The sequence below is a fragment of the Hoyosella subflava DQS3-9A1 genome, from assembly GCF_000214175.1.
GTDB lineage: Bacteria > Actinomycetota > Actinomycetes > Mycobacteriales > Mycobacteriaceae > Hoyosella > Hoyosella subflava.
Genome location: NC_015564.1, coordinates 4,579,986 through 4,605,116, shown reverse-complemented (window position 1 = coordinate 4,605,116; position 25,131 = coordinate 4,579,986). Strand labels below are relative to the sequence as shown.

Here is a 25,131-nt window from a genome sequence, read left to right as displayed (position 1 = left end):
TCAGCCCACGGCAGGGTCAAGGAAGATGTCAAGCTCCAGCTCGCCATCACCGGGCGCCGTGCGATAGTGCTCGAAGTCGGTCGTGCCGTGCATCGCGAGGACAGCGTCATCGATGAAGAAGTTCGCTGTCTCCGCGGTGTTCAGGATCAGGTATGCGGCGTCAGCCATGATCTCAGGCTTACGCGACACAGCTATCGAGGTATCACCACCGAGCACGTTCTGAACGGCAGCCGTGGCGATCAGTGTCCGCGGCCATAGCGAGTTCACCGAGATGCCATTACCTTTCAGTTCTTCCGCTAAACCCAGCGTGGTGAGTGACATTCCGTACTTCGCGATGGTGTATCCAAGGTGTTTACCGGCCCAGGCCGGGTTCAGGTTGAGCGGTGGAGACAATGTGAGGATATGCGGGCCGCGCCCAGCCTTCGCGGACGCCTGAAGATGCGGGAGCGCCATCTTAGACAGGAGGAAGCTGCCCCGGCAGTTGATGTCCTGCATCAAGTCGTACCGCTTCATCGAAATCTCGTCGGTGGTCGACAGATCGATGGCAGAGGCATTGTTCACAACGATGTCGATGCCGCCGAACTCGTCGACGGTACGGTGTACCGCTGCTGCCACAGATTCGTCGCTTCGCACATCCCCGACGATCGGCAAGGCTTGCCCGCCCGCGGCTTCGATCTCGCTCGCCGCCGAGAAAACCGTACCTGGAAGTTTCGGGTTAGGGGTATCGGTCTTCGCGAGCATCGCAATGTTCGCGCCATCTCGCGCTGCACGCAGCGCGATCGCCAGGCCGATACCGCGCGATCCGCCCGACATGATGAGGGTTTTACCTTCTAGCGACACGATGTACTCCTTCAGGACGCGAACGTAGATAGCAGGCCGTCAATCTGTACCCCGTGCCGCGCGGATCGTTAGGGCTCTCGTGACGAACTTGATTGTTGTTTGGCCACAGTGCCCGAGCGTGTTTGGTGCTGCAGCAACTCCACCGCGACACAAAGATCCAAGCGGTGTTGCTGTGGATGAAAAGACGCTCGGCTGCGGCTTTCGCGTTCAGGTCGGATTCAACATACGCCCGCAGGGTATCGACGTACGTGCCGCCTTCAGCGGGTCGGCGGCGGTCGTTGGCGGGCCGGTGCACCTTCCCAACGGGGCGACATAAACTCCTGTGTGCTGTCACGTCCAGATTCGCGGTGTACCGATCGGCGGGTGCGCATTTCCTCGGCGGGTGCACGTTTCCTCGGGATACCGCACATTTCCTCAAGAATCTCCTTGCGTAAATGTGCAGTATCCCGCGGAAATCGAGGGGGCACGTCCTCTTCGGCCACCTGCACCAGCCGGTGCTGCCTGAAGCGGTGGACGATTCGACACCGAAGGCAGTACGGGAGTTCTTCGACTACTACAAGACCCCGCGAGCACAGCACCCGCGCTCGATCGGCAAATTCGCGTTGCGCAGTGTCGACCAGCTTGATCAGTTCGATGCGTACGCCGGCGTCGGGAAGATCGCGCCGCGGCCGCTGCTGATGGTCGCCGGTACCGAGGCTGAGACGAAGGCTTCAGTGACGGTGCGGTCTCCGCTGCGGGGGAAACCGCCGAGCTGTTCGAGATCGACGGCGCTACCCATGTGGACCTGTATGACGTCGAGCAGTACGTCGCCCAGGCGGTGGAGAAGCTCAATACCTTCTTCGCGAAGCACCTCGCTTCGTGATCTAGCCAGGCGGTATACCTGCCTCAGTCCAGGCAGAACTCATTCCCCTCCGGGTCGGCCATGACGATGAAGCCAGCGTTCATCGGGGGTGCAGGCTCGTCGCGTCGTATCCGGGCCGCGCCCAGCGCGACGAGTCGTTCGCACTCTGCCTCCAGCGCCGCCATCCGCTCCTCTCCCTCCAGTCCCGGAGCCGTCCGGACGTCTAGGTGAACGCGATTCTTGACGACTTTGTCCTCCGGCACCTGCTGGAAAAATAACCGGGGGCCGTGTCCGTCTGGATCCTCGATTGCCGATCTGGTGTTGCGCTCCTCCTCTGGTACGCCGATCTGCTTGAGAAAGTCGTCCCACGCAGATAGGGGATCGGCATTCTCAGGCAGGTCAATCCCAGGAGGTGCAGGGTGAACGTACCCGAGTACGTCACGCCAGAACGAGGACAGCGCCCGCGGATCATGGGCGTCGAAGGTGACCTGGATGTGGCGGCTCATCTGGTTGCTCCGTTCGGCTCGGAAGGCAGGGAGGTCCATCGTGCCCGTAGCTCAACGGTAAGCCCGCAGAGGGGTGAAAGGGGGCACTATCAAAACCAGGCTCAATCGTGTCAGCCACCTTTTCGAATCCATCTGCGGAGGTCGCGATAACTCACCGAATACGGGTGGTTTTGATGACACCCGCAGATGGATTCGAAGGGAGCATGCTCAGCCCCTTTGCGCTTCACGCCATAAGGGCAGAAAAGCGCCAATCGAGGACCTGTGCGGGCGCAGACGAAGTATGTGAGTAAACGAGAGACCGCAGCTGGAGAGTGCCTCCGCCGTTCTCGGCCGGAGTTGCGGATTCGACGTGGAGTTCGCTGGTGAGTGTGTCCCCCTCATGTACCGGCCCGACATGGTCGCAGGACGTCCAGTCCAGGACAGTGACTATGTTCGGCAGCGCTCGGGTTGCTTGTGCCAGCGCGATTCCAATGGTGTGCCCCCCATAAACCAGGCGTCCGTTGGCACCGACTCGTTCGTCGTGGTGCGTCGCTGCGATGTTGAGAGTGAGCCGTGCGAGTTCGGGTGCGTTCGTGACTGCATCACCGCTGCTCGTAAAGACTGTGCCCGCCACAGCTGGGGAGAAGTGGGAGCCGGGTACCTTCGCGCGGTAAACGGCGAGGTCCCAGTCGGGGAGGATCGGAGCGGAGTTCTCGGACGATCCAATCTGACTGAGGTTGTCCGCGTGAATCGTCCGATCCGGAGAGGGGTTTTCGCTTAGCGGCAGCATCGCGCAGCGGTAGAAGTCCAGCACGAGGTTGCCGTCCTGGTCGGTCGACGTGATACGAAGCGCGGCAAGGCCCGTTGGTTTGCGGCCATCCTTGGGCCGGTTTTCACGCAGCCCGACGACTTCAGTGCGCGTGTGGAGGGTGTCGCCCATATGCGGGAAACGGAAAAAGCGCAGGCCACGATAGAACAGATTCGCTTTAACACGGTGGGTCACCAGTGTTGACTGGCCAATTGCGATGTCGCAGACGAGAGACGGGCTGGCCACTGTACTCAAGCGGCCGGTGACCGCTTGACTGAGATGATCCTCAAGAGGCAGACGCAGGCGGGTGCCCAGGATCGCCTGATGTGTGGCAGCAAGACCGCTGGTCAACGTCACAGCGGGAGCGGCATCAAATATCTGGCCGACCGAGAGTTCGTCGAAGTAGGGTCCGCCGACGTGAATACTCACCATTTCTCTCCTGCCTTTGCGAATGGCTCGGGACAATGACCGTATATCCATTGTGGAAGGCGGATGAGACGTGAGTGACCTCAATCGGGACGAGGCGTACCTCGTCAGCATGGTGCGTGAGTTCATCGACCGGGATGTCAAACCCACTGTTCGTGAGGTCGAGCACGCGAACGAATATCCCGCCAAGTGGATCGGCCAGATGAAGCAGATCGGCATTTACGGGCTCGCGATCCCGGAGGAGTACGGGGGCACGCCCGTATCGATGCCGTGTTATGCGCAGGTCACTGAAGAGATCTCTCGCGGCTGGATGAGTCTCGCGGGAGCGATGGGCGGCCACACAGTCGTCGCAAGACTGCTGACGCTATTCGGGACCGAGGAACAGAAGCACCGCTATCTCCCGAAGATGGCCACTGGTGAAATCCGTGCGACGATGGCGCTAACAGAGCCCGGTGGTGGATCCGACCTTCAGAGCATGACGACAACAGCGAAGCCGGACGGCGACGAGCTCGTCATCAACGGGGCGAAAACGTGGATCAGCAACGCTCGCCATTCCCAACTCGTCGTATTGCTATGCAAGACCGATCCGCATGCGAAACCGAAGCATGAGGGTATTTCGATTGTGCTGGCGGAGAAGGGCGATGGCCTTTCTGTTTCCCGCGACTTGCCCAAGCTGGGCTACAAAGGTGTCGAGTCATGCGAATTGTCATTCGACAACTACCGGGTGCCCGTCACCTCGATCCTCGGCACTGAGCCTGGCCACGGTTTCGCTCAAATGATGAAGGGGCTGGAAACCGGCCGCATCCAGGTCGCGTGCCGTGCCCTCGGCGTCGCTGCTGCAGCGCTGGAGGATTCGCTCGCGTATGCCCAGCAGCGCGAGAGCTTCGGCAAGCCGATCTGGAAGCATCAGTCCATTGGAAATTACCTGGCAGATATGGCGACGAAATTGACTGCCGCCCGCCAGCTCGTGCGATACGCCGCGGAGAGGTACGACTCTGGTGAACGCTGCGACATGGAGGCAGGGATGGCGAAACTGTTCGCCTCCGAGGTCGCGATGGAGATCGCGCTCAACGGTGTGCGCATCCACGGCGGATATGGTTACTCGACGGAGTATGACGCCGAACGCTACTTCCGCGACGCGCCGCTGATGATCGTTGGTGAAGGCACGAACGAAATTCTCCGGAACATCATCGCATCCCAGCTCGTCAAGCGGGGTGGCGCTTAAACCCCTCAAATCCATCTGCGGACGTCACCAAAACAACCCGAAAACCCCAGGTTTTTGTGACCTCCGCAGCTGGATTCTGGGAAGGGAAGGCATTTACCGCTTCGCCCACCGCAGGACGTGCGGCTTGTATTTCATGAATCGCCGCAGCCGCGTTGATTTCACCGATTTGATCGAGAACGCAGGATGGCTGCCGAGGATCTCCGCGAGGTTCCCGTCGATCAATGTGTCACCGCCGCGGGCGGCGCTTGTCAATCGTGCCGCCGTGTTGACGACTGTCCCGTATAAATCTCCGTACCGTGCCAGCGCCTCACCGTAGGCGAGACCGACATGGAGGAGCGGCAGCGATTCGTCGTCCTCTGTCGCCGCGTGGAGTTCGAGGGCGATGCGCGCTGCCGCTGCGGGCTGCTCCACGGAGAACATGATCTCGTCACCGACATTTTTGATCACGGAACCGCTGTGGTTCGCGATGATTGAGGTGACGGTCGATTCGAACGATTCCAGCAACTCGGCAAGTCCAGTGACGTTGTTGAGGCGTGTCAGGTCAGTGAAGCCGACCATGTCAGCAAAACCGACCACCAGTGATTGGCTGGTCGTGTCCTCGCCAGGGCCTGCCAGGTAACGGGCCGCGCGCGCCGCTAAGTGGCGCCGCCACACATACGTTTGCAGGGAGTGGACGACCGGGACCCATTCGTCGACGAGTTCCGCAGCGTCGTCGAGGATTTCGATGGGGGAGATCGGTGGATTGAGTTCCATGCGTTCCCGCACCAGTTCGAGGACGAGCTCGTTCAGGAGTGGGACTTGCCATTCCGCCGTCCGCGAATAGGTCTGGCCGAGAGCGCGGGTCAGGCCGACCGCGAGATCGCGGTCGAGAACCCCTGACGACTGCAGATTAGTGAGGGTTTTCAGAGCGTCGATGTCGCTTTCGGTGAACAACACGGCCTGCTCGTTTTCGGGGCTCGCGAATCCGAGTGCGCGCCAGAGTGTGCGTGCATACTCGGGTGTGACGCCCGCCCGCTCAGCAACCTGGTTCCGCGTGTAGCGGCGCGCTTCACCGAGCAGGCTCTTCTCAACTTCTGTTTGAATGAGCCGCATGATCAGCGGGCGAGGCTCGGTCTGTTCCATCCCGCTCTTCGTCCGGCGCGGCACGATGAACAGCGGCTCGGTGGGCGCATTCGCATTAGCGATGTCGTCGTTCGGTGCCATCTGAGAGGTTCCCTGCGGTCGCGTCGGTGATGTCTTACAGATACTCCCCCAGATCAGTCTCGGGTACGACGAAAGCGACGTGATTGTCATCTCAGAGTGGTATCTGAACCGTAACAAGATCAGACGTGGGCCCGATGTTCCGGCCGTAGCGAGAAATTACCTTCTACCTGGGTAAACAATCTCATTCGGCAGGGGTGGACTGTGATCAGCAGTGTTGAAGTGGTGACGGATGTGTGGGCGCAGGCGGATCCGATGGTCTTGACGGTGGCTGCCGGCGTGTTGGCGCTGTGCGCGAGCGTGGCCACCTGGGGGGTGGCGACCGACGAGCGCTGGCGCAGCTTATGGCTCATGCCATTCCTGCTCATTGTTGCGGGCGGGACAGGTTTCGTCGCGGCGGTGCTGTTCGATGCTGGGTCGCTGCTTCCCGGATCATGGCCGGTTTTGCCGGAACTCAGCGCGCTTGTCGCGTTCGCGGCGGTTCCCGCCACGGCATTCGTCCTTGTGACGACGCAAAGCACGCGGATCGTGCGTGCGGTAGCGCAGGCTTCCGAGTCGCGGGATATGGCAGCTAGCGCCTCATAGCTGTTGGACGAATTCGATACGGGCGCTGCGGTCGGGCTCAAGGAACTTCAGGAGCCGGACCGCCTCCGCTTCGACGGCGGGCTCTGCACTGCGAGGCACATCGATGAGACGGATGCGCATCTCTGCGGGTTCTCGCGTCTTCCCTGTAGTGACGCGATAGCCGCCCTTGATGAACCCATCGATGAGCACCGGAGATATGTTTCGGGATTCGCGCTCCCAGATCTGGGCCGTCACCGCAGTGCTCACAATGCGGGAGCGGTCTTTGTGGCCGAGGAAGACGTTGTCGTACCAGCCGAGGAATCGGACTGGAGCCTCAAGTTCTGGATCGGCTAGTTCCGCGTCAGCCACGTCGTACAGGGTCTGGCCACTCGCGGTCTGGTACGTGCGCAGTCGCGTGCCCAGCTGCTCAACGAGCTCGGCGATTCCAGGTAGCCGCGCCCACACGGCGATGTCTTGCGTTGACGCTGGCCCGAACGCCGCGAGGTAACGTGCGACAAGGTCGGCAGGCGAATAGTCGGTGATCAACGGCTGTTCGAGCCATGAGTCGATCCGGGACCATATGGGCCGCCCGGCTTTACGCCACATTCCTCGCGGTGGCACCTGCAGCACGGGCACCTGGTAATACCACGCCTGAGCAACGGCTTGGGGGTCGCGGTCCGGGAAGGCGGCCTCCGCGGAAGCGCGAACCTGCGCTGCTGTTCGCGGCCCGTCATCGAACGCGGCTTCTCCATGTTTGCGGAGCTCGTCTGTGTCGAGTCCGGAGAGCGCGCCAGAAAAGAACCCGGGCCGCTCGAGGGTCTTCTCGAACTCGGGCTGGAAAATCGATCGCATGCGCAGCGCGTCTTCAGCGACGACGAGGTGAATGGTGCCGCGCATCAGCGTTGCCCGGACCAGGGAGCGCGACTCGAGCCCGCCGGAGAGGGTCAGCGGGTCAAAGTTCGTGACGCGGCTGAACATTCCGATATATGGGGGCAGCGAATCTTGCGCCTGCAATCCAACGAGGTGGACGGCGAGTTCCTCCGCCGATAATGCGGCGCGTTCGAGGAGGAGTTGACGCTGCAGCAGCGTGCGGTTCAGGGTCTGCAGCTCATCCGAAAGACGCATGTGTCCCGCCGATGCCGTGCAAGATCGTGTGCACGACCGAATCATCCAGGAAGTACCTCATGTTTCGCCCGTCGCGCTGCACGCTCACCCATTCGTGATGCCGAAGCAGGCGCAGCGCATGGGAAACTGCGGTGTTGGTCATCCCCAGGGCAGCGGCAAGTCCGTTGACTGTGATGCCAGGTGCGCGATGGATCGCTAACAGTAGGCGCAGCCGGTTGGGATCAGAAAGTAGGTCGAACCGGCGGGCCCACCCGTCGAGATCCTCGACCGCGTCGATCGACGCGCGGGCTTCGCGTTCAAGCAGCGGATCCTCAGCGATGGGCTCGGGCATGGTTACATTGTGCCGCTTCACGTGGCATCCCGGGTGCTCCGCACGCCGTGCCACGCGGCAGAAGTGACGTGGCCCCGGACCAGCTGGGGGTCGGTCCGGGGCCACGGGATGAAAGAGCACCTTTGATCCTTCACACCAATGAGGAGTGCCTGGACCTCGACAATGAAATCCGGCTGTGATTCTCCTGAGACCGAGTCTAGGAACTGGGAGCGCAGAATGAAAAAGATTCACCGATGAATGTTTATGAATTAAGTCACCCGATAGATTCCAGAAATTTCACATCACATTGCTCACCCTAAATGTGGCTCGTAAAAACCAGGATTGCGTGATTCACGTAATCCAACAGTGCAATTGTGATCTGTCGCATAGTCCGCTGCCACGGGTAAGGTACTCAGTGTTCTCGCCCCGGCCGCATCCTGAGGAGACCGGAACCCATGAATGTCGCGTATCTCGTGGTGCCCTTCGTCGGTGGACTCATAGCTATGGGGCTGCGGCTCCCCCCACTGGTAGGTTTTCTCGCGGCGGGTTTCGCACTCAACTTCATGGGATACGAAGAGACCGATGCGCTGAGCGTCATCGCAGACCTGGGTGTGACCCTGCTGCTCTTCACGATCGGCCTGAAACTGAACGTCCGTACGCTGCTGCGTAAAGAAGTGTGGGGGACTGCGACCGGTCACATGGTCATTTCCACTGCCTTTATGGTGGGCGTGCTGTCACTACTAAAAGTAATCGGCTTTGCGGCGCTCGCTGACGCTGACCTGCGCGTGCTCGCGATCCTCGGTTTCGCTCTCTCCTTTTCAAGCACCGTGTTTGTCGTCAAAGTTCTCGAGGAACGCGGCGAGTCGCGTGCGCTCTACGGCCGTCTCGCCATCGGCATCCTCATCATGCAGGACATCTTCGCCGTCGTATTCATCACCGCTTCCACGGGTGAACTGCCCAGTCCGTGGGCGTTCGCCCTGTTCGCCCTGGTCCCCCTGGCACCGGTGATGCGCCGCCTGCTTGAGCACGTCGGCCACGGTGAGATGCAGATTCTGTATGGGGTCGTTCTCGCGCTCGCGGCGGGGTACGCGCTGTTCGAGTTCGTGGGCATCAAGGGCGACCTCGGTGCCTTGATCATTGGCATGCTCCTCGCGCCGCACGCATCCGCTGCCAGTATGTCCAGGGCGCTATTCAATATGAAGGAGCTATTCCTCGTCGGATTCTTCGTCTCAATTGGACTCGCTGATTTGCCGACATGGGGAACATTAGGGGTCGCTTCTTTACTGGTAGTGCTGATTTTCGCGAAGGCGGGCCTGTTCGTCGCAATCTTTGCGATCTTCCGGCTCCGCCGCCGCACTTCATTTCTCGGCTCACTGGCGCTGACCAATTACTCAGAGTTCGGACTCATCGTTGCGGTGCTCGCGGGCAGCAACGGGTGGCTCACCGACGACTGGCTCGTGACACTGTCCATCGCGGTGGCGCTGAGCTTCGCCGTATCTGCGGTTCTGAACCGCCGGTCCACGCAGGTCTACGAGAAGGCAATGGAACTGCTGCCCGATCAGGATCCGGCCAAGCTCAACCCAATCGATCGCCCCATCGGGGTTGGTCAGGCTGAGGCCGTCGTGCTCGGAATGGGCCGTGTTGGCAGGGGCGCGTACGATCGGCTCGTTGAGCATTACGGCCTGAACGTACTCGGGCTCGATACTGACGACGAACGTGTTGTTACGCTTCGCGACCAGGGCTACACAGTCATCGAAGCGGATGCCACCGACCCAGACTTCTGGGAGAAACTGACCCTCGCCGACACGGTCGACATCGTCATTCTGGCGCTTCCGCACCACGATTCCAATGTTGTTGCGCTAGATCAGCTCCGAAAGCTCGATTATGACGGTGAGATCGCCGCGGTGGTGCAGCACCGGGATGAGATTGAATCGATCCGGGAGCATGGTGCGGACGACGTATTCCATCTGTACGCCGGTGCGGGTATTGCACTCGCGGACGGGGCCGCTGAAGCTGCTGGGCTGGAACTCCGGTAACCGGAAGCGGCCACGGTTTTTCACCCCGGGTGGCTGACCGCGTGCGCGACCGCTTCCTTGGTCAGTCCTAGTTCTGCCATTCCCGCCATTTCGTCTCCATCAAGAACTGCGAGAACGATGTGGTCCGGATCGACGTAGTCGCTTCCGCGCCGGAGGGCTTCGCGGAATGTCAGCTCGAGCGCTTTCTTAGCGGCACCATCGAACGGGATCAGCTCCGGGACGGTGTCCGCGGCGTCGGGGAGCTGCTTCACCACTGCTCTGCGGATGTCGTCATCGCTGATATTCAGAGCGCGCGCTCCTGGGAACTCGGAAGCGGTGAGAACGCCGAGGATGAGGTGCGCTGGTGAGATTTCGGTGTTCCCGGCGGCGCGGGCCTCATTCTGGGCGGCCACAATCGCATTACGCGCATCAGGCGTGAAGCGCCGAAAGTCTTGCGGTGCATCCTTGGGTACGAAACGTTTCTGCGCGGCCTGTTTGGAAACACCCATACTTTTTCCGATATCGGTCCACGATGCGCCGGATCGCCGTGCCTGATCGACGAAGTGGCCGATGAGGTGATCAGAAATTTCGTCGAGATGCTCAGCGAGCAGCATCGCTCCGGAGAGGCGGTCGAGCGCATCAGAGTGTGCTGATGTGATCGCTTCGATCAGGGTGTCGAGACTTATGGGGTTGTCGACAGGTGTAGGTGCGGTCATGCGTCAACTTTAGGTTGACGAACCGCAATCGTCAACTGTTGGTTGACGATCGCTGGGTTGTGGGTGTCACCAGGTAAACGGGGTGCTCGCCGTCGAGTCCCTTCAGTGACACTCGGCGTTCCTCGCTGAACCTGACGGGAACCCCGTCGCGGATCGCTGCACGTACTTGCCCGCTGACCAGTGTTTCTCCGCCGCTGGCCTGGTCCGCGACGCGCGCGGCGAGGGCGACGTTCCGGCCGAAGAGATCGTCACCGCGGCGAACCGACTTCCCCATGTGGATGCCGATCCGGACCCGGATGGCATGGCGCCGGGACCAGCTGAGCGTGTCGAGTGCGTTCTGAATCTCCATGCTGCACAAAACAGCCTGGTCAGGGCGCGAAAAAGCAACCATGAAGCCGTCACCCTGGCTTTTGATCACGTGTCCCCCATGCGCGTCGACACACTGCCGAATCAGCTTCTCGTGCCGTTCGAGTAGTTTCACCCATGCGCGATCACCCAGCTCCTCGTTGAGGGCAGTCGACCCCTGTATGTCCGAAAAGAAGATGACGACGGAGCCGTTCTTGGTGAGTCGCGCGAGGTCTGGCCGCTCAACTTCAGCCCAGTTGGCCAGTTCCTCGACAGACGTGCGCATCGCTGCGCCTAACCCTTTCGAGCGGACGAGGTTCGCTGTCTGCCACACCGTCTTGACTGCCTCGCGACTGCCGCTGAGGAGACGCTGGGCTGGCTTCCATTCGAGCTCACGCTCCAGTTGGCTGATTCGGCGCTGAGCGTGAAAAAGCAGCACACCAAGCACGATGGCAACAACAATTGCACAAGTCGCAATCGTTGTGAGTGCTGTTTGACTCATGCCACAACCATCTCCCTGTCTGCCCGGCAGCCGACGTCGCAATAGTAAACACGTGTACACTCAACCGGCAAGGTGGGGGCAGATTCATGCTGCGAATTCCACGATGACGGGACGGAGCGCGCCCCTGTGGCAGACGATGGCAACGCCTGGGAGCTGAGTGACATGCGCATGCGTATCAAACAGCTCGAGCACGAAAATGCGCAGCTTCAGCAACTTCTCGCGCAGCACGTGGGAAGGGACGTCGCTCACCAGGCGCTCGTAAGTGGCTCGGCGATTGGTGGCGAGACCCGATTCGTTGCGGTCTTGTTCGTCGACCTCGTCGGTTCGACGTCAGCGGTGTCGACGATGCGGCCCGCCGAAGTCGTGGCGATGCTCAACACGTTCTTCGAACTGGTGATCAGGGTCGTCGAACGTCATGGCGGATTCGTCAACAAGTTCGTCGGCGACGAGGCGCTCGTCATCTTCGGTGCGCCCGCGTACAGAGCGGATGCTGCGACCTCAGCACTGACAGCGGCCCGCGAACTCGTCGCCGAACTCGAGGCAATCCCCGGCATACAGGTCGGGATCGGCGTTTCGGCTGGCACAGTCCTAGCAGGCAACATCGGCTCCGCGGAGCGCTTCGAATATACGGTCATCGGCGACCCTGTGAACGAGGCTGCCAGGCTCACAGAGCTGGCCAAGAAACAGCCAGGAAGTATTCTCGCATCTAGTTACGCCGTCGACTTTTCCGGAGACGGTGAGCAAGCACTGTGGGAGACAGGCGAATTGGTGAAACTGCGTGGCCGGAACAAGCTCACTCGGCTCGCATGGCCGCGCGCGAACTGAGCGGGCCTGTGCGAAGTAGCCGCCCCGAGCGGCATCGGCACTATTCTGTGAGCGTGACGGACGAACTAACCGATGATGAGGGCCGCGGATCCGAAGAGTTGCTCGACGCACTGACGGACTACATTCTCGATCAGCTCAGCGGGGACGCTTTCGTCAAGTGGGTGCACGTCGAAGTTGGCCACGCGCTCAAAGCAGCGCAGCAGATCACTCTTGGTGATGTCGTGACGTCTAAACAGGTCAGCGGTGCAGCGATCAAATACGCGCTGGAGTGGCGCATCGAGGGCACAATTCCGGAGCTTGTCGGCGAGATCGCAAGCCGGATCCATGAACGCACGTTCAATGACGCCGACGACGAGGTCGATTTCGTTTCGGAGCAGAGCTTCGCAGCGATCGCGGAAAAGTTCATGTCGAACCCCGCATTCCAGCGGGTGGTGGACCTCTTCTATCACAGCCCGCTGGTGCGGAGTTCGGTCGCATGGCTGCTGTACCGGATGGCAGTGGATTCGTTGCAGCGCAACCGCCAGCAGGCTGCCACGGTGCCGGGTGTGGGGGCGCTCCTGCGACTTACAAGTTCAGTGAGCACACGGGTGGCGCCGGGGATCCCGCACAAGGCGGACGAAATCTTCCGGGAGCTCATCGCGCGCATCGTCTCCGGCGTGATCTCGCACGTCGATACACCTGACATGAGTGACGCCAGGGAACCGGTTGTCGCGGCTGCCATGGAGATGTTCGAACAGCATGCATCGGAATCCTTCAGCACAGTCGGCGCAGCCATCGGCCCCGACGATATCGAAGACTTCCTGATCCTGGGCTTCGAGTTCTGGCGCGAATTCCGCGGCACGCGGTCGATTCGTACGGCGATCGAGGAAGGCGTGGCAGTCTTCTTCAGCAAGTATTCACGCCATACCCTCGCTGAATTGCTCGACGAGATCGGTGTGACCCGAGAAGACATGATCGAAGAAGCACTCCGGTTCGCGCCACGAGTGATCAGTGTCGTTCAGGACAACGGGATGCTCGACGCTTTCGTGCGCCGGCAGTTCAAAGACTTCACGGAGTCAGAGCGGGTGCTGAAACTACTGAAATAGACATGTCGTTCGCTACATATGCGAATACCAGCAACATGCCTTTCACCAGCGCCGCTCAGCTCACGAACGAAGATGCTCGCTCAGCCAGGTCGAGCACACTCTGCGGCATTACACCCAGCACGACTGTCACCACCACACCAATGGCGACAACAGCGGAAGTCATAGTCTTCGGCGCAACTATCGCGCCCTCTTCCACTGGCTCGCTGAAGAACATCAGCACGATCACCCGGATGTAGAAGTACGCCGCGATCGCGCTGCTCAGGACACCGATGATCACCAGCACGGCTGCTCCGCCTTCGACAGCGGCCGAGAAGATGACGAATTTGCTGATGAAACCGCTTGTCAGGGGCACACCAGCCAGCGCGAGCAGGAACAATGCGAACGCCCCAGCGATGAGCGGCGACTGTCGGCCGAGCCCGGCCCATGCGTTCATATCCGCAGTTTCGATCCCACCCCGGTCGCGCACCAGGCTTACCACAGCGAACGCGCCAAGCGTGCTGAACCCGTATGCGACGAGGTAGAACAATGTCGCTGAGACACCCGCGTCGTTGGCCGCGACGATGCCCGTCAGCAGGAACCCTGCATGCGCCACCGAGGAGTACGCGAGCATGCGCTTCACGTCGGTTTGAGTTACCGCGATGATCGTCCCGACCAGCATGGTGATCGCGGCGATAGCCCACAGCATGGGCCGCCAATCGACCTGCAACTCGGGCACTGCGACGTAAAAGACGCGCAGCATCGCTCCGAACGCGGCGATCTTCGTCGCAGCCGCCATGAACCCGGTGATCGAGGTGGGCGCGCCCTGATATACGTCGGGTGTCCACGTGTGGAACGGCACTGCGCCCACCTTGAAGAGCAGCCCCACTGACAGCATGCCCACACCGATCAGCGCCAGGGGGCTGCTGCCCTGTTCGGAAACGGCCTCCGCGATGCCAGCAAATTCGAGGGTCCCCGCGAACCCGTACAGCAGCGCCACCCCGTAGAGGAAGAACGCCGAAGAAAACGCCCCGAGCAAGAAGTATTTGAGGGCCGCTTCCTGTGAAAGGAGGCGACGGCGCCTTGCCATCCCGCACAGCACATACAGGGGCAGGGACAGAACCTCGAGCGCGATGAACATGGTGAGGAGGTCATTCGATGCGGGGAACAGCATCAGACCACCGACCGCGAACAACGCGAGCGGGAAAACCTCTGTCTGCATCACCCCCGCTTTGGTTGCTTCACGCTCGGCGACACTGCCCGGCACAGACGAAGTTTGCGGTGCGAACGCATCCATGAGAGCGGCACTTTCTCGGGTGCGTTCTCCCACCATCAGCAGCGACACGACCGCGACGAGCACGATGGTGCCTTGCAGAAACAGCGTTGGCCCGTCAACAGCCACGGAACCGACTGCGGTGACGCTGCTCGTTCCGGCCAGCATCAGCAACGCCACGAAAGCAACGACGAGACCGGTGAGGCTCAGCACCATCTGTGTCATGTACCGGTGACGAGCGGGCAGAAACGCCTCGACGAGCACGCTGACGATTGCCACACCGAACACCACGAGCATCGGTGTGAGCTGACTGTATGCGATGTCAGGGGTCACTGGCGTCCATCTCCGATCAACTGGTCACCGGCGAGGGCAGGGGCTGGATCCTGCAGGTGCACGGTGGTGAGGGTGTGTTCGACGGCCGGGGTGATCACATCGAGCGCCGGCTTTGGGTAGACACCGAGGACAATGAGCACCGCGATCAACGGTCCCATCACTGCGGCTTCTCGTAGCCGCAGGTCGCGGATGTGCTCGTTCCCGGTGGTTACGGGGCCAGCCATCATTCGCTGATAGGTCCACAATATGTAGATCGCGGCGAGCACGAACGTTGTTGTCGCAAAGATCGCGGCGACCGGGTATCGCCCGAATGTGCCGATGAGGACGAGGAACTCGCTGATGAATGGGGCGAGCCCAGGCAGCGACAGCGTCGCGAGGCCGGCAACGAGGAAAGAGCCAGCCATGATCGGTGCGACTTTCTGCACACCGCCGTAGTCGCTGATCGCGCGGGTCCCGCGACGCGTCACGAGGAAACCGGCGACCAGGAACAGTGCGGCAGTAGCGACGCCATGGTTGACCATGTATAGCGCCGAGCCCGCTTGGCTCTGGCTGGTCATCGCAAAGATGCCGAGGATGATGAACCCGAAGTGTGAGATCGAGGTGTACGCGATCAGTCGCATCACATCTGTCTGGGCGATCGCGAGCACCGCGCCGTAGATGATTCCGATGACTGCGAGCGTGATGATGAGCGGCGCAAAGTACTGGGATGCGTCGGGGAACAACTGCAAGCTGTAGCGCAGCATCGCGAACGTCCCGACCTTGTCGACGATCGCCATCATGAGCACCGCGCTCGCGGGTGTCGCTTGGACGGCGGCGCCCGGCAGCCAGGTGTGGAACGGCCACAGCGGCGCCTTCACGGCAAAGGCGAATGTGAATCCGAGGAACAGCAGCTTCGCGATGGCGGGGTCGATTCCGAGCTCACCAGTGGAGACAGCGGCGACCACGGTCCGGAAGTCGAACGTGCCGCGGCCGTTCTCCCCGATGTCGGCGGTGACGACGAACAGTCCGATGACAGCCGCGAGCATTATCAGCCCGCCGAACAGGTTGTACAGCAGGAACTTCACGGCAGCGGCTGCGCGGTTGGGGCCACCGAAACCACCGATGAGGAAGTACATCGGGATCAGCATCGCCTCGAAGAAGATGTAGAACAGCAGGATGTCGAGCGATGTGAAGGTAACCATCACCATCGCCTGCACCATGAGCATCAGTGCGACGTAGGTGTGGGTCGGTCGGCGCCGTCCGGGGAAACCTCCGCCGGGGAGGCTGTCGTCGTCATCCCGCCATGCCGCGAGCAGAAGCAAAGGCATCAAGGCGGCTGTAAGGAGGACGAGGATCAGGCCGATACCATCCAGTCCCAGCGTGTAGCTGGCGCCAAGCGCGGGGATCCACGTGCGCGACTCGACGAACTGGTATTGCTCGCCCGCCGGGTCGAAGCTGACGAGGAGTGCGACGACGATGCCGAGCACCACGATCGACGCGCCCAGTGCGATGGATTTTGCGAGCTGCCGAGCCGGTGCGGGCACGAACATGATCGCGAGTGCGCCGATGAGTGGTGTCACCCATAGGGCCGTCAGCCAGGGGAAACTGTTCATAGCGCCCCTCCTAGCAGCATCGCCGCGATGACGAGGGCCGCCCCGATCAGCATGTACAGCGCGTACGACCGCGTGAAGCCCGTCTGTATTCGCCTGACCTGCGATGATAAACCGCCGACGAGTACGGCAACGCCGCCCACGGCGCCGTCCACGACCTTGTCGTCAACGACAGCTGCGGTATGGGTGAATTGCTGCCCGGGCCGCATGAAGACCGTTTCGTTCACTGCGTCCCCGTACAAGTCTCGACGGGCCGCCACGGTGACGGCCGAAACGTCGGTGGGAGCGACCACCGGAATGTCGCGGCCCGCGTACTGTCGTACGGCCACTGCGACGCCGATGGCGACAACTCCGAGCGCAAGCGTCGTGATGACCCACACGGGGACCACATGCTCACCGTCGTGGGAACCGACAACGGGTTCCAGCCAGTGCTCGAGGCGGCCGCCGAGTGCGAGGAAGGCGCCGGACGCGACGGAACCGATGGCGATAAGGATCATCGGCGCGGTCATCACGCTGGGGGATTCGTGCGGGTGTAGGGCTGTAAACTCCCCGTCGCTTCGCTCGCCCAGGGAGGGTTCCCAGCGACGGTCCCCGAAGAACGTCAAGATCATGACGCGGGTCATGTAGTAGGCCGTGAGACCTGCACCGAACAGCACTGCCGCGCCGAGCACGACGCCCTTCACGCCGCCCGAGTCGATGGCAACTTCGATAATTCCTTCTTTGGAGAAGAACCCGGCGAACGGAGGGACACCGATGATGGCAAGGTACCCCAAGCCGAACGTCACGAACGTGATCGGCATGACGGTCCGCAGTCCGCCGTACCGGCGCATGTTGACCTCGTCATTCATGCCGTGCATGACGGAGCCCGCGCCGAGGAAAAGCCCGGCTTTGAAGAAGCCATGGGTGAGCAGGTGCATGATCGCGAACGCGTAGCCCGCGGGCCCGAGCCCAGCTGCCAGCACCATGTAGCCGATCTGGCTCATCGTCGATGCAGCGAGCGCCTTTTTGATGTCGTCTTTCGCGCAGCCGATAATTGCACCGAACAGCAGCGTCACCGCTCCGACGATCACGACGGCCATCTGCGCGGTGGGGGAAAGGTCGAAGATCGGGCCGGACCTGGTGATCAAGTACACGCCTGCGGTCACCATCGTGGCTGCGTGGATCAGTGCGGACACCGGTGTCGGGCCTTCCATGGCGTCTCCGAGCCAGGATTGCAGCGGCACCTGTGCTGATTTACCGCACGCACCGAGCAGCAGCAGGAAACCCAGGGCAGTAAGTACGCCGTCGCTGGCGCCATCCGCGCCAGCGAAAACTTCGCTGAAGGCGACCGTACCGAACGTCACGAACATGATCATCATCGCGATGGCGAGACCCATGTCTCCGACGCGGTTGACAAGGAACGCTTTTTTCGCGGCGGTCGCCGCGGACGGCTTGTGCTGCCAGAACCCGATCAAGAGGTATGACGCAAGACCCACGCCTTCCCATCCCACGTACAGGCCGAGGTAGTTGTCGGCGAGCACGAGAAGCAGCATCGCGGCGAGGAAGAGGTTCAGGTACGCGAAGAACTTCCGGCGTTCGGGATCATGGTCCATGTACCCGATCGAATAGACGTGAATCAGGGAACCGACACCGGTGATCAGCAGGACGAAACACATGGAGAGCTGGTCGAGTTGCAGACCGAAGTCCACCTGCAGTTCAGCCACTGGCACCCAGCTGAAGAGGCTCTGGTGCATGACACGGTCGGCCTTATCACGTCCCGCCATGTCGAAGAACAGCGCAACCCCGAGCGCGAACGACGCGATGGCGGTGGCGCAGCCGAGCAGGTGACCCCACGGGTCACTGCGCCGGCCAGCTAGGAGCAGCACCAGCGCGCCGACCAGAGGGAGGGCCGGCAGCAGCCACACGGTCGACGCGATTCCCCCGCTCATGCGGTCTGCCCCATCGTCCGGGCGTGGTTTATGAACACAGTCACCTTCTTCTGCATGGCGTCAGTTCTTCAGGAGGCTGGCTTCGTCGACCGAGGCCGAACGTCGGGACCGATAGATGGCCATGATGATCGCAAGACCGACGACGACCTCCGCCGCTGCGACGACCATGGTGAAGAATGCGAAAACCTGACCGTCCAGGTTTCCGTGCATCCTCGCGAACGCCACGAACGCGAGGTTCGTCGCGTTGAGCATCAGCTCGATGCACATGAACACGACGATCGCGTTGCGGCGAAGCAGAAACCCTGCCGCACCGATCGTGAAAAGCAGGGCTGAGAGGAAGAGATAGTTCTCGGGACTCACCGGGGACTGTCCTCCTCACCTGATTCGAGTTCAGGGTGGGACGACGCCTGTTTGCGGAACACTTCGCTGACCGAGCTCTGCGCGTACGAGCCGTCAGGGAGCCGTGCGAGCTGGTTCACGGCGTTGTGCCTGGCGTAGACCCCGGGGCTTGGCAGCGGCGTAAGGTGTCCGCCCTCGCCGCGCTGCCAGGCCTGGAACCGTTCTTGTGACTGTTCCTTCTGGGTACGGCGGGACGTGAACTTCTCGCGGTGCGCGAGAACCATCGCGCCCAGGGTGGCGATGATGAGCAGTACACCCGTCAGTTCAAATGCCCAGACGTACCGGACGAAGAGCAGTTCGGCGAGCGCCGGTACATTGTTTTCCTGCTCTTCAAAACCGGCGAACGTGGGGAGTGCCGCTCGTGCGATGCCTGCCGCGAGCAGGAGTCCGAAACCGAGACCCGCGGCGACAGCGGCGATGCGGTGACCGCGCAGAGTCTCGACGAGTGAGTCCGACGACTCGATTCCGATCAGCATGACGACAAAGAGGAACAGCATCATCACGGCGCCCGTGTACACGACTACTTGCACGACGCCGAGGAAAAGCGCGCCCTGTGCGATGTAGAAGATCGCCAGGATGATCATGGTCATGGCGAGGAACATCGCCGAGTAGACGGCCTTTTTCGACGCCACTACGCCGAGCGCCCCGACGACGGCTATGGCGGCGAGTATCCAGAATTGGACCGCCTCACCAGTGGAGGTCTCGGTGATCGGTTGCCCAAGGACGAGCGCAGACGCTGCGGCACCCACTAGCGGCTCTCCTCTCGAGACGCGTCACCCTGCTGCGGCGACGCTTCAGTGACGGAGCCACGGTAGTAGTCGTCTTCGGTGGTGCCGGGATACATGGGATGCGGCGGTGCGATCATCCCGTCGTTCAACGGAGCGAGCAGCCGATCCTTCTCGTAAATCAGATCTGCGCGGTTATCGTCTGCCATCTCGTAGTCATTGGTCATCGTCAGTGCGCGAGTGGGGCAGGCCTCAATGCACAGTCCACAGCCGATGCAGCGCAGGTAGTTGATCTGGTAGACGCGGCCGTACCGTTCCCCGGGCGAATACCGTTCGGCTTCGGTGTTGTCGGCCCCTTCGACGTAGATGGCGTCGGCGGGGCACGCCCACGCGCACAGTTCGCAGCCGATGCACTTCTCGAGACCGTCCGGGTGGCGGTTGAGTTGATGCCGCCCGTGGTACTGGGGGCTGGTCGGCACCTTCTCTTCGGGGTATCGCTCTGTGATCGGCTTCTTGAACATGGTGGAGAAGGTCACACCGAACCCCGCAAGGGGTTCGATAAATCTGGGGGTCTTAGGCATTTCGGGCCTCCTCAGCCTGCGCGGATGTCTGGCCGGGTAGCGGCGGCACGGGGAAACCGCCCGCCATCGGGTCGAACTGGGTGTCCTGGCCTGCTACGGGAACTCGGCTTTCCCGTGCCCGTGCACCCTTCATCCGGAACCACACGGCGATGAGGATGATCGCGGCGAGGGTGACACCCGCAACAACGAGGGTGAGAGTCTGTGCATCGTATCCGGCGTTGTAGAAGCCGCGAACAGTCGCGACCACCATCACCCAGGCCAGCGAGACGGGAATCAGGATCTTCCAGCCCAGGTTCATGAATTGGTCATACCGGAGCCGCGGCAGCGTGGCGCGAAGCCAGATGAAGACGAAGAGGAATCCCCACACTTTGAGTACGAACCACAGCACCGGCAGCCAGCCGGTGTTGGCACCCTCCCACATGCTGAAGGGGAAGGGTGCGCGCCAGCCGCCGAAGAACAGCGTGGTCGCGAGCGCTGACACAGTAACCATGTTGATGTACTCGGCGAGCATGAACATCGCGAAACGCAGGGACGAGTACTCCGTGTGGAAACCTCCGACGAGTTCGCCTTCCGCTTCGGGTAGGTCGAACGGTGCGCGGTTGGTTTCGCCCACCATCGAGGTGATGTAGATGAGGAAGGATGGCAGCAGAAGGAAGACGTACCAGGTGCCTTCCTGCGCGGCGACGATCCCTGAGGTCGACATGGTGCCCGCGAAGAGGAACACACCAACGAACGACAGCGCCATAGCGATTTCGTAGGAGATGACCTGCGCTGTCGAGCGCAGCCCACCGAGAAGTGGATACGTCGAGCCTGAGGACCATCCTGCGAGGACGATTCCGTAGACGCCCACGGAGGTGACTGCCAGGATGTACAGCACCGCAACGGGCAGGTCAGTCAACTGTAGTGGGGTCTGGTTCCCGAGGATCGAGACTTCGGGACCGAATGGGATCACCGCGAATGCCATGATGGCGGGCACCACGGCGATGACGGGGGCGAGCAGGTAGAGCGGCTTGTCGACGCCCTTGGGAATGATGCCCTCTTTCAATGCCAGCTTGACGCCGTCAGCAAGGCTTTGCAGCAGGCCCCACGGGCCGACCCGGTTGGGCCCGAGGCGCATCTGCATCCAGGCGATGATCTTGCGTTCCACCAGGATGGCGACGAGCACAGTGAGCACGAGGAACGCGAAGACCGCGACCGCTTTGGCCACCACCAGCCACACCGGATCCTGGCCGAAAAGGGACAGGTCCGCGTACCCGACTGCGAGGGTGTCGTCGTTCATCAGTCGCCCTCCCGGCCTCGACCGTTGAGAGCCGCGCCAACTTGGACGACACTGCCGACGGGCGCGGCGAGGACGGTGTTGACGAGCGCGCCAGGGGAGTTCTGTGGCAGCCACACCACGCGGTCTGGCATCTCCGTGACCCTGAGGGGGAGTGTCACCGTGCCGCGCGCGGAACTCACTGTGACGAGCGTGCCCTCCTCAGCCCCGATTTCGGCCGCGGTAAGGGCAGAAAGCCGAATGACAGGTTCGCGTGCCGTGCCCGCGAGGTGCGGCTCACCGTCTTGCAATCGGCCTGCGTCGAGCAGCATCCGCCAGGTCGCAAGAATCGCTTCCCCTGGCCCTGGCTGCGGTATTGGTCCGGCGGCTACCTGTGGTGGCGCGGCACTCGGCCCATCCCACAGGCTGAGTGTGGCGAGTTCGGCCCGTGCGGTCTCCGCGTCGGGCAGTCCCAAATGAACACCCATTTCGTCGGCGAGCGAGTTGAGCACACGCTGATCGGGCATCGCGCCTGTGTTCCGGAGCGCCGCCGCGAAGGGTCGTTCGCGGCCCTCCCAGTTGAGGAACGTTCCTGCTTTCTCCATGACGGGGGCAATGGGGAAGACGACGTCCGCTCGATCTGTGACGACGCTTCGGCGCAACTCGAGACTGACCACGAACCCGGCTGCATCGATGGCTGTCAGCGCTGCCTCTGGGTCGGGCAGGTCAGTAGGTTCGACTCCGCCCACAATCAGCGCATCGAGGTCTCCATCGGCTGCAGCGGTGAGGATCGCGCTGGTGTCCCGACCGGTTTCGCTGGGAAGGTCAGACGTGCCCCATGCTGATGCGACCTCACGCCGGGCGGCGGGATCGCTGAGAGGACGCCCACCGGGCAGCAGGTTCGGCAAAGCACCCGCCTCGACGGCACCGCGCTCTCCCGCTCTACGCGGCACCCAAGCGAGCGCGGCGCCGGTGTCTTCCGCAAGCTGGCTTACAGCTGACAGCCCGCCCACGGCGCCTGCCAGCCGTTCTCCGGCGAGGATCACGGCACCGGGAGTCCGCAGCAGGTCGGCCACCTCCGCAGGTAGAGACCCAAGAGTGTCCGCTTCGCTGCCAGGGATTGTCCGGATCAGCTTTCCGGCCATCTTTGTAAGGCCCGGCGTCGAGTAGGCGGCGAGGGAGTAGACCTTGAGCTGGTTCTTCCGGACCGCTTTGCGCAGCCGGAGGAACACTATCGGTGACTCTTCTTCTGGTTCGAAGCCAGCCAGTAGTACGACAGGTGCCTGTTCCAGGCTCGTGTAGGTAACTGCGCCGCGTCCGGCGACACGCGCCGCGAGGAAGTCCGCTTCCTCCGCGGAGTGGAAGCGGGCACGGAAGTCGACATCGTTCGTGCCCAGTGCTACTCGCGCGAATTTCGCGTACGCGTAGGCATCCTCATAGGTCACGCGGCCGCCAACAAGCACCCCGGCGCGGGTATTGGCGAGGCCGCGCGCTGCCACGGCGAGAGCTTCGGACCACGACGCGGCCACGAGTGAACCGTTCTCGCCGCGAATCATCGGTGAGGTGATCCGGTCGTTCTCGGTGGCGTAAGCGAATGCCCAGCGGCCCTTGTCGCAGTTCCACTCCTCGTTTACTTGAGGGTCGTCACCGGCGAGCCGCCGCAATACTTTCCCGCGCCGATGGTCAGTCCGCTGTGCGCAACCGCTGGAACAGTGCTCGCAGACACTCGGGCTCGAGACGAGGTCGAACGGCCGGGCCCGGAACCGGTACGACGCTCCAGTCAGGGCACCCACCGGGCAGATCTGGACCGTGTTCCCTGAGAAATATGACTCGAACGGTTCATTCGTGTAGATGCCGACTTGCTGTAGCGCGCCGCGCTCCATCAGTTCGATGAACGGGTCACCCGCCACTTGCTGCGAAAAACGGGTACAGCGCGCGCACAGCACGCAGCGTTCCCGGTCGAGCAGCACCTGCGACGAAATATTGATCGGTTTAGGGAAGGTTCTTTTGACGTCGGTGAAGCGGGACTCGGCTTGCCCGTTGGACATGGCCTGATTCTGCAGCGGGCACTCACCCCCCTTGTCGCACACAGGGCAATCGAGGGGATGGTTGATGAGGAGCAACTCCATGACACCCTTTTGCGCCTTGTCCGCGACCGCTGAGGTGAGCTGGGTTTTGACGACCATGCCCTCGGTGACGGTTGTCGTGCAGGACGCGAGTGGCTTGCGCTGTCCCTCGACTTCGACGATGCACTGGCGGCACGCGCCCACCGGATCGAGGAGGGGATGGTCGCAGAAACGCGGGATCTGAATGCCGATCAGTTCGGCGGCGCGGATGACGAGCGTGCCCTTGGGGACGCTCACCTCGATGCCATCGATGGTCAGCGTGACGAGGTCAGCGGGAGCGACATCGCTGCTGTGCGAGTTGCTTGTGACTGTCATAGGGCTCCCTCTTCCACTCGTTCGGCCATGAGAGTGGACTTGTACGGGTCGAACGGACACCCATCTGGCAGATGCGCAAGGTACTCGTCCCGGAAGTACTTGATCGACGACATGATGGGGCTTGCCGCACCGTCACCGAGCGCGCAGAACGATTTACCGAGGATGTTGTCGGAGACGTCAAGCAACTTGTCGAGATCCGCTTCCGTGCCGAGCCCGTTTTCGAGGCGTTCCAGAATTTGGACGAGCCAGTACGTGCCTTCCCTGCACGGTGTGCACTTCCCGCACGACTCATGTGCGTAGAACTCCGTCCACCGCAGAACCGCGCGGACCACGCACGTAGTGTCATCGAAGATCTGCAGGGCCTTGGTGCCGAGCATTGATCCCGCCGCGCTGCACCCTTCATAGTCAAGCGCGACGTCGAGGTGTTCCTCGGTGAAAATCGGGGTGGAAGAGCCGCCTGGTGTCCAGAACTTCAGCTTGTGTCCGGCCCGGATCCCACCGGCATAGTCGAGTAGTTCACGCAATGTGATGCCCAACGGAGCCTCGTACTGCCCCGGACGTGTGACGTGACCGGACAGTGAATAGAGGGTGAAGCCGGGCGACTTTTCAGTGCCCATCGACCGGAACCAGTCGATGCCGTTGAGGATGATCGGCGGAACGCTCGCGATCGACTCCACGTTGTTGACCACGGTCGGGCAAGCGTAGAGCCCCGCGACGGCTGGGAACGGTGGTCGCAGCCGGGGCTGCCCGCGCCGGCCCTCCAGCGAATCGAGGAGCGCGGTTTCCTCGCCGCAAATGTAAGCCCCAGCTCCGGCATGCACTATCAGTTCGAGGTCGTACCCGCTACCGAGGATGTCACGCCCCAAATACCCGGCCTCGTACGCTTCCGCGACGGCTGCTTGCAGGCGTCGCAGGACTGGAACGACCTCGCCGCGCACATAGATGAACGCGTGGCTCGCCCGGATTGCGTACGCGGCGATGATGACTCCCTCGACGAGGGCGTGCGGCGTTGCCAGCATCAGGGGAATGTCTTTGCAGGTGCCCGGCTCCGACTCATCCGCATTGACGACGAGGTAGTGCGGTTTGACGGTGCCATCCTTCTCGGGCCCCTGCGGTATGAACCCCCACTTCATGCCAGTGGGGAAACCAGCACCGCCGCGGCCGCGCAAACCTGCATCCTTGACGGTCTGAATCACCTCGTCGGGTGGCATCCGCAGTGCTTTGCTGACGGCCTGGTAGCCGTCGTGACGGCGGTACGCGTCCAGCGTCCAGGTTCCTGGAGCGTCCCAGTACCGGCTGAGGAATGGGGTCAGCGGCAT

25 protein-coding genes are annotated in these 25,131 nt (G+C 61.9%); 6 read left to right on the top strand and 19 right to left on the bottom strand.

Going from position 1 to position 25,131, the window contains the following annotated elements; all coding sequences use genetic code 11:
• Together AS9A_RS21295 and AS9A_RS25025 are read right to left on the bottom strand one after the other, a co-directional pair.
• Positions 1-840 carry an SDR family oxidoreductase gene (locus AS9A_RS21295; protein WP_013809235.1) on the bottom strand — a complete coding sequence of 280 codons (840 nt, stop codon included), beginning with the start codon at positions 838-840 and terminating at the stop codon, positions 1-3.
• Positions 824-1,051 (bottom strand): hypothetical protein, encoded by a 228-nt coding sequence (locus AS9A_RS25025; protein WP_407636581.1) that lies wholly within the window; start codon positions 1,049-1,051, stop codon positions 824-826. Before AS9A_RS25025 ends, AS9A_RS21295 begins: the two co-directional genes overlap by 17 nt.
• Between AS9A_RS25025 and AS9A_RS24710 the strand changes: the two genes are divergently transcribed.
• Positions 1,013-1,156 carry a hypothetical protein gene (locus AS9A_RS24710; protein WP_013809234.1) on the top strand — a complete coding sequence of 48 codons (144 nt, stop codon included), beginning with the start codon at positions 1,013-1,015 and terminating at the stop codon, positions 1,154-1,156. The genes AS9A_RS25025 and AS9A_RS24710 overlap by 39 nt on opposite strands.
• A gap of 309 nt (positions 1,157-1,465) precedes the next feature.
• Here the strand turns inward: AS9A_RS24710 and AS9A_RS24225 are convergent, their stop codons facing one another.
• The 3 genes from AS9A_RS24225 to AS9A_RS21275 form a co-directional block, all read right to left on the bottom strand.
• Positions 1,466-1,690, bottom strand: a complete 225-nt coding sequence (locus AS9A_RS24225) for a hypothetical protein (protein WP_013809233.1) — start codon at positions 1,688-1,690, stop codon at positions 1,466-1,468.
• Between the two features lie 35 nt (positions 1,691-1,725).
• A complete protein-coding gene (locus tag AS9A_RS21280; protein ID WP_013809232.1) occupies positions 1,726-2,187 on the bottom strand; it encodes a VOC family protein in 462 nt (153 codons plus the stop codon).
• A 223-nt stretch (positions 2,188-2,410) separates the two neighbouring features.
• Positions 2,411-3,406 (bottom strand): MaoC family dehydratase, encoded by a 996-nt coding sequence (locus AS9A_RS21275; RefSeq protein WP_041451271.1) that lies wholly within the window; start codon positions 3,404-3,406, stop codon positions 2,411-2,413.
• A gap of 67 nt (positions 3,407-3,473) precedes the next feature.
• Between AS9A_RS21275 and AS9A_RS21270 the strand changes: the two genes are divergently transcribed.
• Positions 3,474-4,625, top strand: coding sequence for an acyl-CoA dehydrogenase family protein (locus AS9A_RS21270; protein ID WP_013809230.1), 1,152 nt, complete (start codon positions 3,474-3,476; stop codon positions 4,623-4,625).
• Positions 4,626-4,718: 93 nt separating this feature from the next.
• Here AS9A_RS21270 and AS9A_RS21265 read toward each other — a convergent pair whose 3' ends face one another.
• Positions 4,719-5,828, bottom strand: a complete 1,110-nt coding sequence (locus tag AS9A_RS21265) for an adenylate/guanylate cyclase domain-containing protein (protein ID WP_013809229.1) — start codon at positions 5,826-5,828, stop codon at positions 4,719-4,721.
• 201 nt (positions 5,829-6,029) lie between these two features.
• On the opposite strand from AS9A_RS21265, the gene AS9A_RS21260 reads away from it, so the two are divergent.
• Complete coding sequence (locus AS9A_RS21260) at positions 6,030-6,410, top strand: hypothetical protein (RefSeq protein WP_013809228.1); 381 nt, start codon at positions 6,030-6,032, stop codon at positions 6,408-6,410.
• Here AS9A_RS21260 and AS9A_RS21255 read toward each other — a convergent pair.
• Both AS9A_RS21255 and AS9A_RS21250 read right to left on the bottom strand, forming a co-directional pair.
• Complete coding sequence (locus AS9A_RS21255; protein WP_013809227.1) at positions 6,405-7,514, bottom strand: winged helix DNA-binding domain-containing protein; 1,110 nt, start codon at positions 7,512-7,514, stop codon at positions 6,405-6,407. The genes AS9A_RS21260 and AS9A_RS21255 overlap by 6 nt on opposite strands.
• Positions 7,498-7,845: an ArsR/SmtB family transcription factor gene (locus AS9A_RS21250; protein WP_013809226.1), complete on the bottom strand. Its 348-nt coding sequence runs from the start codon at positions 7,843-7,845 to the stop codon at positions 7,498-7,500. The genes AS9A_RS21255 and AS9A_RS21250 overlap by 17 nt, the downstream gene beginning before the upstream one ends.
• Positions 7,846-8,279: 434 nt before the next feature.
• On the opposite strand from AS9A_RS21250, the gene AS9A_RS21245 reads away from it, so the two are divergent.
• Positions 8,280-9,860 (top strand): cation:proton antiporter family protein, encoded by a 1,581-nt coding sequence (locus AS9A_RS21245; RefSeq protein ID WP_013809225.1) that lies wholly within the window; start codon positions 8,280-8,282, stop codon positions 9,858-9,860.
• A 20-nt stretch (positions 9,861-9,880) separates the two neighbouring features.
• Here the strand turns inward: AS9A_RS21245 and AS9A_RS21240 are convergent, their stop codons facing one another.
• Together AS9A_RS21240 and AS9A_RS21235 are read right to left on the bottom strand one after the other, a co-directional pair.
• The gene (locus AS9A_RS21240) at positions 9,881-10,555 is read right to left on the bottom strand and encodes a Clp protease N-terminal domain-containing protein (RefSeq protein WP_013809224.1); all 675 of its coding nucleotides are present in this window, start codon (positions 10,553-10,555) and stop codon (positions 9,881-9,883) included.
• A gap of 31 nt (positions 10,556-10,586) precedes the next feature.
• On the bottom strand, positions 10,587-11,402 hold the full coding sequence (locus AS9A_RS21235) for an adenylate/guanylate cyclase domain-containing protein (protein WP_013809223.1): 816 nt from the start codon (positions 11,400-11,402) through the stop codon (positions 10,587-10,589).
• Between the two features lie 126 nt (positions 11,403-11,528).
• Here AS9A_RS21235 and AS9A_RS21230 point away from each other — a divergent pair, with 126 nt between their 5' ends.
• Positions 11,529-12,227 (top strand): adenylate/guanylate cyclase domain-containing protein, encoded by a 699-nt coding sequence (locus AS9A_RS21230; RefSeq protein ID WP_013809222.1) that lies wholly within the window; start codon positions 11,529-11,531, stop codon positions 12,225-12,227.
• A 53-nt stretch (positions 12,228-12,280) separates the two neighbouring features.
• On the top strand, positions 12,281-13,312 hold the full coding sequence (locus tag AS9A_RS21225; RefSeq protein ID WP_148262525.1) for a hypothetical protein: 1,032 nt from the start codon (positions 12,281-12,283) through the stop codon (positions 13,310-13,312).
• Positions 13,313-13,367: 55 nt separating this feature from the next.
• Here the strand turns inward: AS9A_RS21225 and nuoN are convergent, their stop codons facing one another.
• Genes nuoN through nuoF form a run of 9 tightly spaced genes read right to left on the bottom strand, consistent with a single transcriptional unit; the run spans position 13,368 to position 25,131 of the window.
• Positions 13,368-14,858: an NADH-quinone oxidoreductase subunit NuoN gene (nuoN, locus tag AS9A_RS21220; RefSeq protein ID WP_237707981.1), complete on the bottom strand. Its 1,491-nt coding sequence runs from the start codon at positions 14,856-14,858 to the stop codon at positions 13,368-13,370.
• Positions 14,859-14,890: 32 nt separating this feature from the next.
• Complete coding sequence (locus tag AS9A_RS21215) at positions 14,891-16,486, bottom strand: NADH-quinone oxidoreductase subunit M (protein WP_013809219.1); 1,596 nt, start codon at positions 16,484-16,486, stop codon at positions 14,891-14,893.
• Complete coding sequence (gene nuoL / locus AS9A_RS21210) at positions 16,483-18,411, bottom strand: NADH-quinone oxidoreductase subunit L (RefSeq protein ID WP_041451269.1); 1,929 nt, start codon at positions 18,409-18,411, stop codon at positions 16,483-16,485. The genes AS9A_RS21215 and nuoL overlap by 4 nt, the downstream gene beginning before the upstream one ends.
• 60 nt (positions 18,412-18,471) lie before the next feature.
• Positions 18,472-18,771, bottom strand: coding sequence for an NADH-quinone oxidoreductase subunit NuoK (nuoK, locus tag AS9A_RS21205; RefSeq protein ID WP_013809217.1), 300 nt, complete (start codon positions 18,769-18,771; stop codon positions 18,472-18,474).
• On the bottom strand, positions 18,768-19,559 hold the full coding sequence (locus AS9A_RS21200) for an NADH-quinone oxidoreductase subunit J (RefSeq protein ID WP_013809216.1): 792 nt from the start codon (positions 19,557-19,559) through the stop codon (positions 18,768-18,770). The genes nuoK and AS9A_RS21200 overlap by 4 nt, the downstream gene beginning before the upstream one ends.
• Positions 19,559-20,116, bottom strand: coding sequence for an NADH-quinone oxidoreductase subunit NuoI (gene nuoI, locus AS9A_RS21195; RefSeq protein WP_013809215.1), 558 nt, complete (start codon positions 20,114-20,116; stop codon positions 19,559-19,561). Before nuoI ends, AS9A_RS21200 begins: the two co-directional genes overlap by 1 nt.
• Complete coding sequence (nuoH, locus tag AS9A_RS21190) at positions 20,109-21,395, bottom strand: NADH-quinone oxidoreductase subunit NuoH (protein ID WP_013809214.1); 1,287 nt, start codon at positions 21,393-21,395, stop codon at positions 20,109-20,111. Before nuoH ends, nuoI begins: the two co-directional genes overlap by 8 nt.
• Positions 21,395-23,812: an NADH-quinone oxidoreductase subunit G gene (locus AS9A_RS21185; protein WP_013809213.1), complete on the bottom strand. Its 2,418-nt coding sequence runs from the start codon at positions 23,810-23,812 to the stop codon at positions 21,395-21,397. Before AS9A_RS21185 ends, nuoH begins: the two co-directional genes overlap by 1 nt.
• Positions 23,809-25,131, bottom strand: coding sequence for an NADH-quinone oxidoreductase subunit NuoF (gene nuoF, locus AS9A_RS21180; RefSeq protein WP_013809212.1), 1,323 nt, complete (start codon positions 25,129-25,131; stop codon positions 23,809-23,811). The genes AS9A_RS21185 and nuoF overlap by 4 nt, the downstream gene beginning before the upstream one ends.

Bases quoted from the DNA above. Each gene is read 5' to 3' on its own strand.
- nuoI (WP_013809215.1), bottom strand. From the start codon at position 20,116: ATGCCTAAGACCCCCAGATTTATCGAACCCCTTGCGGGGTTCGGTGTG.
- AS9A_RS21255 (WP_013809227.1), bottom strand. From the start codon at position 7,514: ATGCGTCTTTCGGATGAGCTGCAGACCCTGAACCGCACGCTGCTGCAG.
- nuoF (WP_013809212.1), bottom strand. From the start codon at position 25,131: ATGCCGCTGACCCCATTCCTCAGCCGGTACTGGGACGCTCCAGGAACC.
- AS9A_RS21240 (WP_013809224.1), bottom strand. From the start codon at position 10,555: ATGACCGCACCTACACCTGTCGACAACCCCATAAGTCTCGACACCCTG.
- nuoL (WP_041451269.1), bottom strand. From the start codon at position 18,411: ATGAGCGGGGGAATCGCGTCGACCGTGTGGCTGCTGCCGGCCCTCCCT.
- AS9A_RS21215 (WP_013809219.1), bottom strand. From the start codon at position 16,486: ATGAACAGTTTCCCCTGGCTGACGGCCCTATGGGTGACACCACTCATC.
- AS9A_RS21245 (WP_013809225.1), top strand. From the start codon at position 8,280: ATGAATGTCGCGTATCTCGTGGTGCCCTTCGTCGGTGGACTCATAGCT.
- AS9A_RS21235 (WP_013809223.1), bottom strand. From the start codon at position 11,402: ATGAGTCAAACAGCACTCACAACGATTGCGACTTGTGCAATTGTTGTT.
- nuoN (WP_237707981.1), bottom strand. From the start codon at position 14,858: ATGCTCGTGGTGTTCGGTGTGGCAATCGTCAGCGTGCTCGTCGAGGCG.
- AS9A_RS21275 (WP_041451271.1), bottom strand. From the start codon at position 3,406: ATGGTGAGTATTCACGTCGGCGGACCCTACTTCGACGAACTCTCGGTC.
- AS9A_RS21280 (WP_013809232.1), bottom strand. From the start codon at position 2,187: ATGAGCCGCCACATCCAGGTCACCTTCGACGCCCATGATCCGCGGGCG.
- nuoH (WP_013809214.1), bottom strand. From the start codon at position 21,395: ATGAACGACGACACCCTCGCAGTCGGGTACGCGGACCTGTCCCTTTTC.
- AS9A_RS21250 (WP_013809226.1), bottom strand. From the start codon at position 7,845: ATGCCCGAGCCCATCGCTGAGGATCCGCTGCTTGAACGCGAAGCCCGC.
- AS9A_RS21185 (WP_013809213.1), bottom strand. From the start codon at position 23,812: ATGACAGTCACAAGCAACTCGCACAGCAGCGATGTCGCTCCCGCTGAC.
- AS9A_RS21265 (WP_013809229.1), bottom strand. From the start codon at position 5,828: ATGGCACCGAACGACGACATCGCTAATGCGAATGCGCCCACCGAGCCG.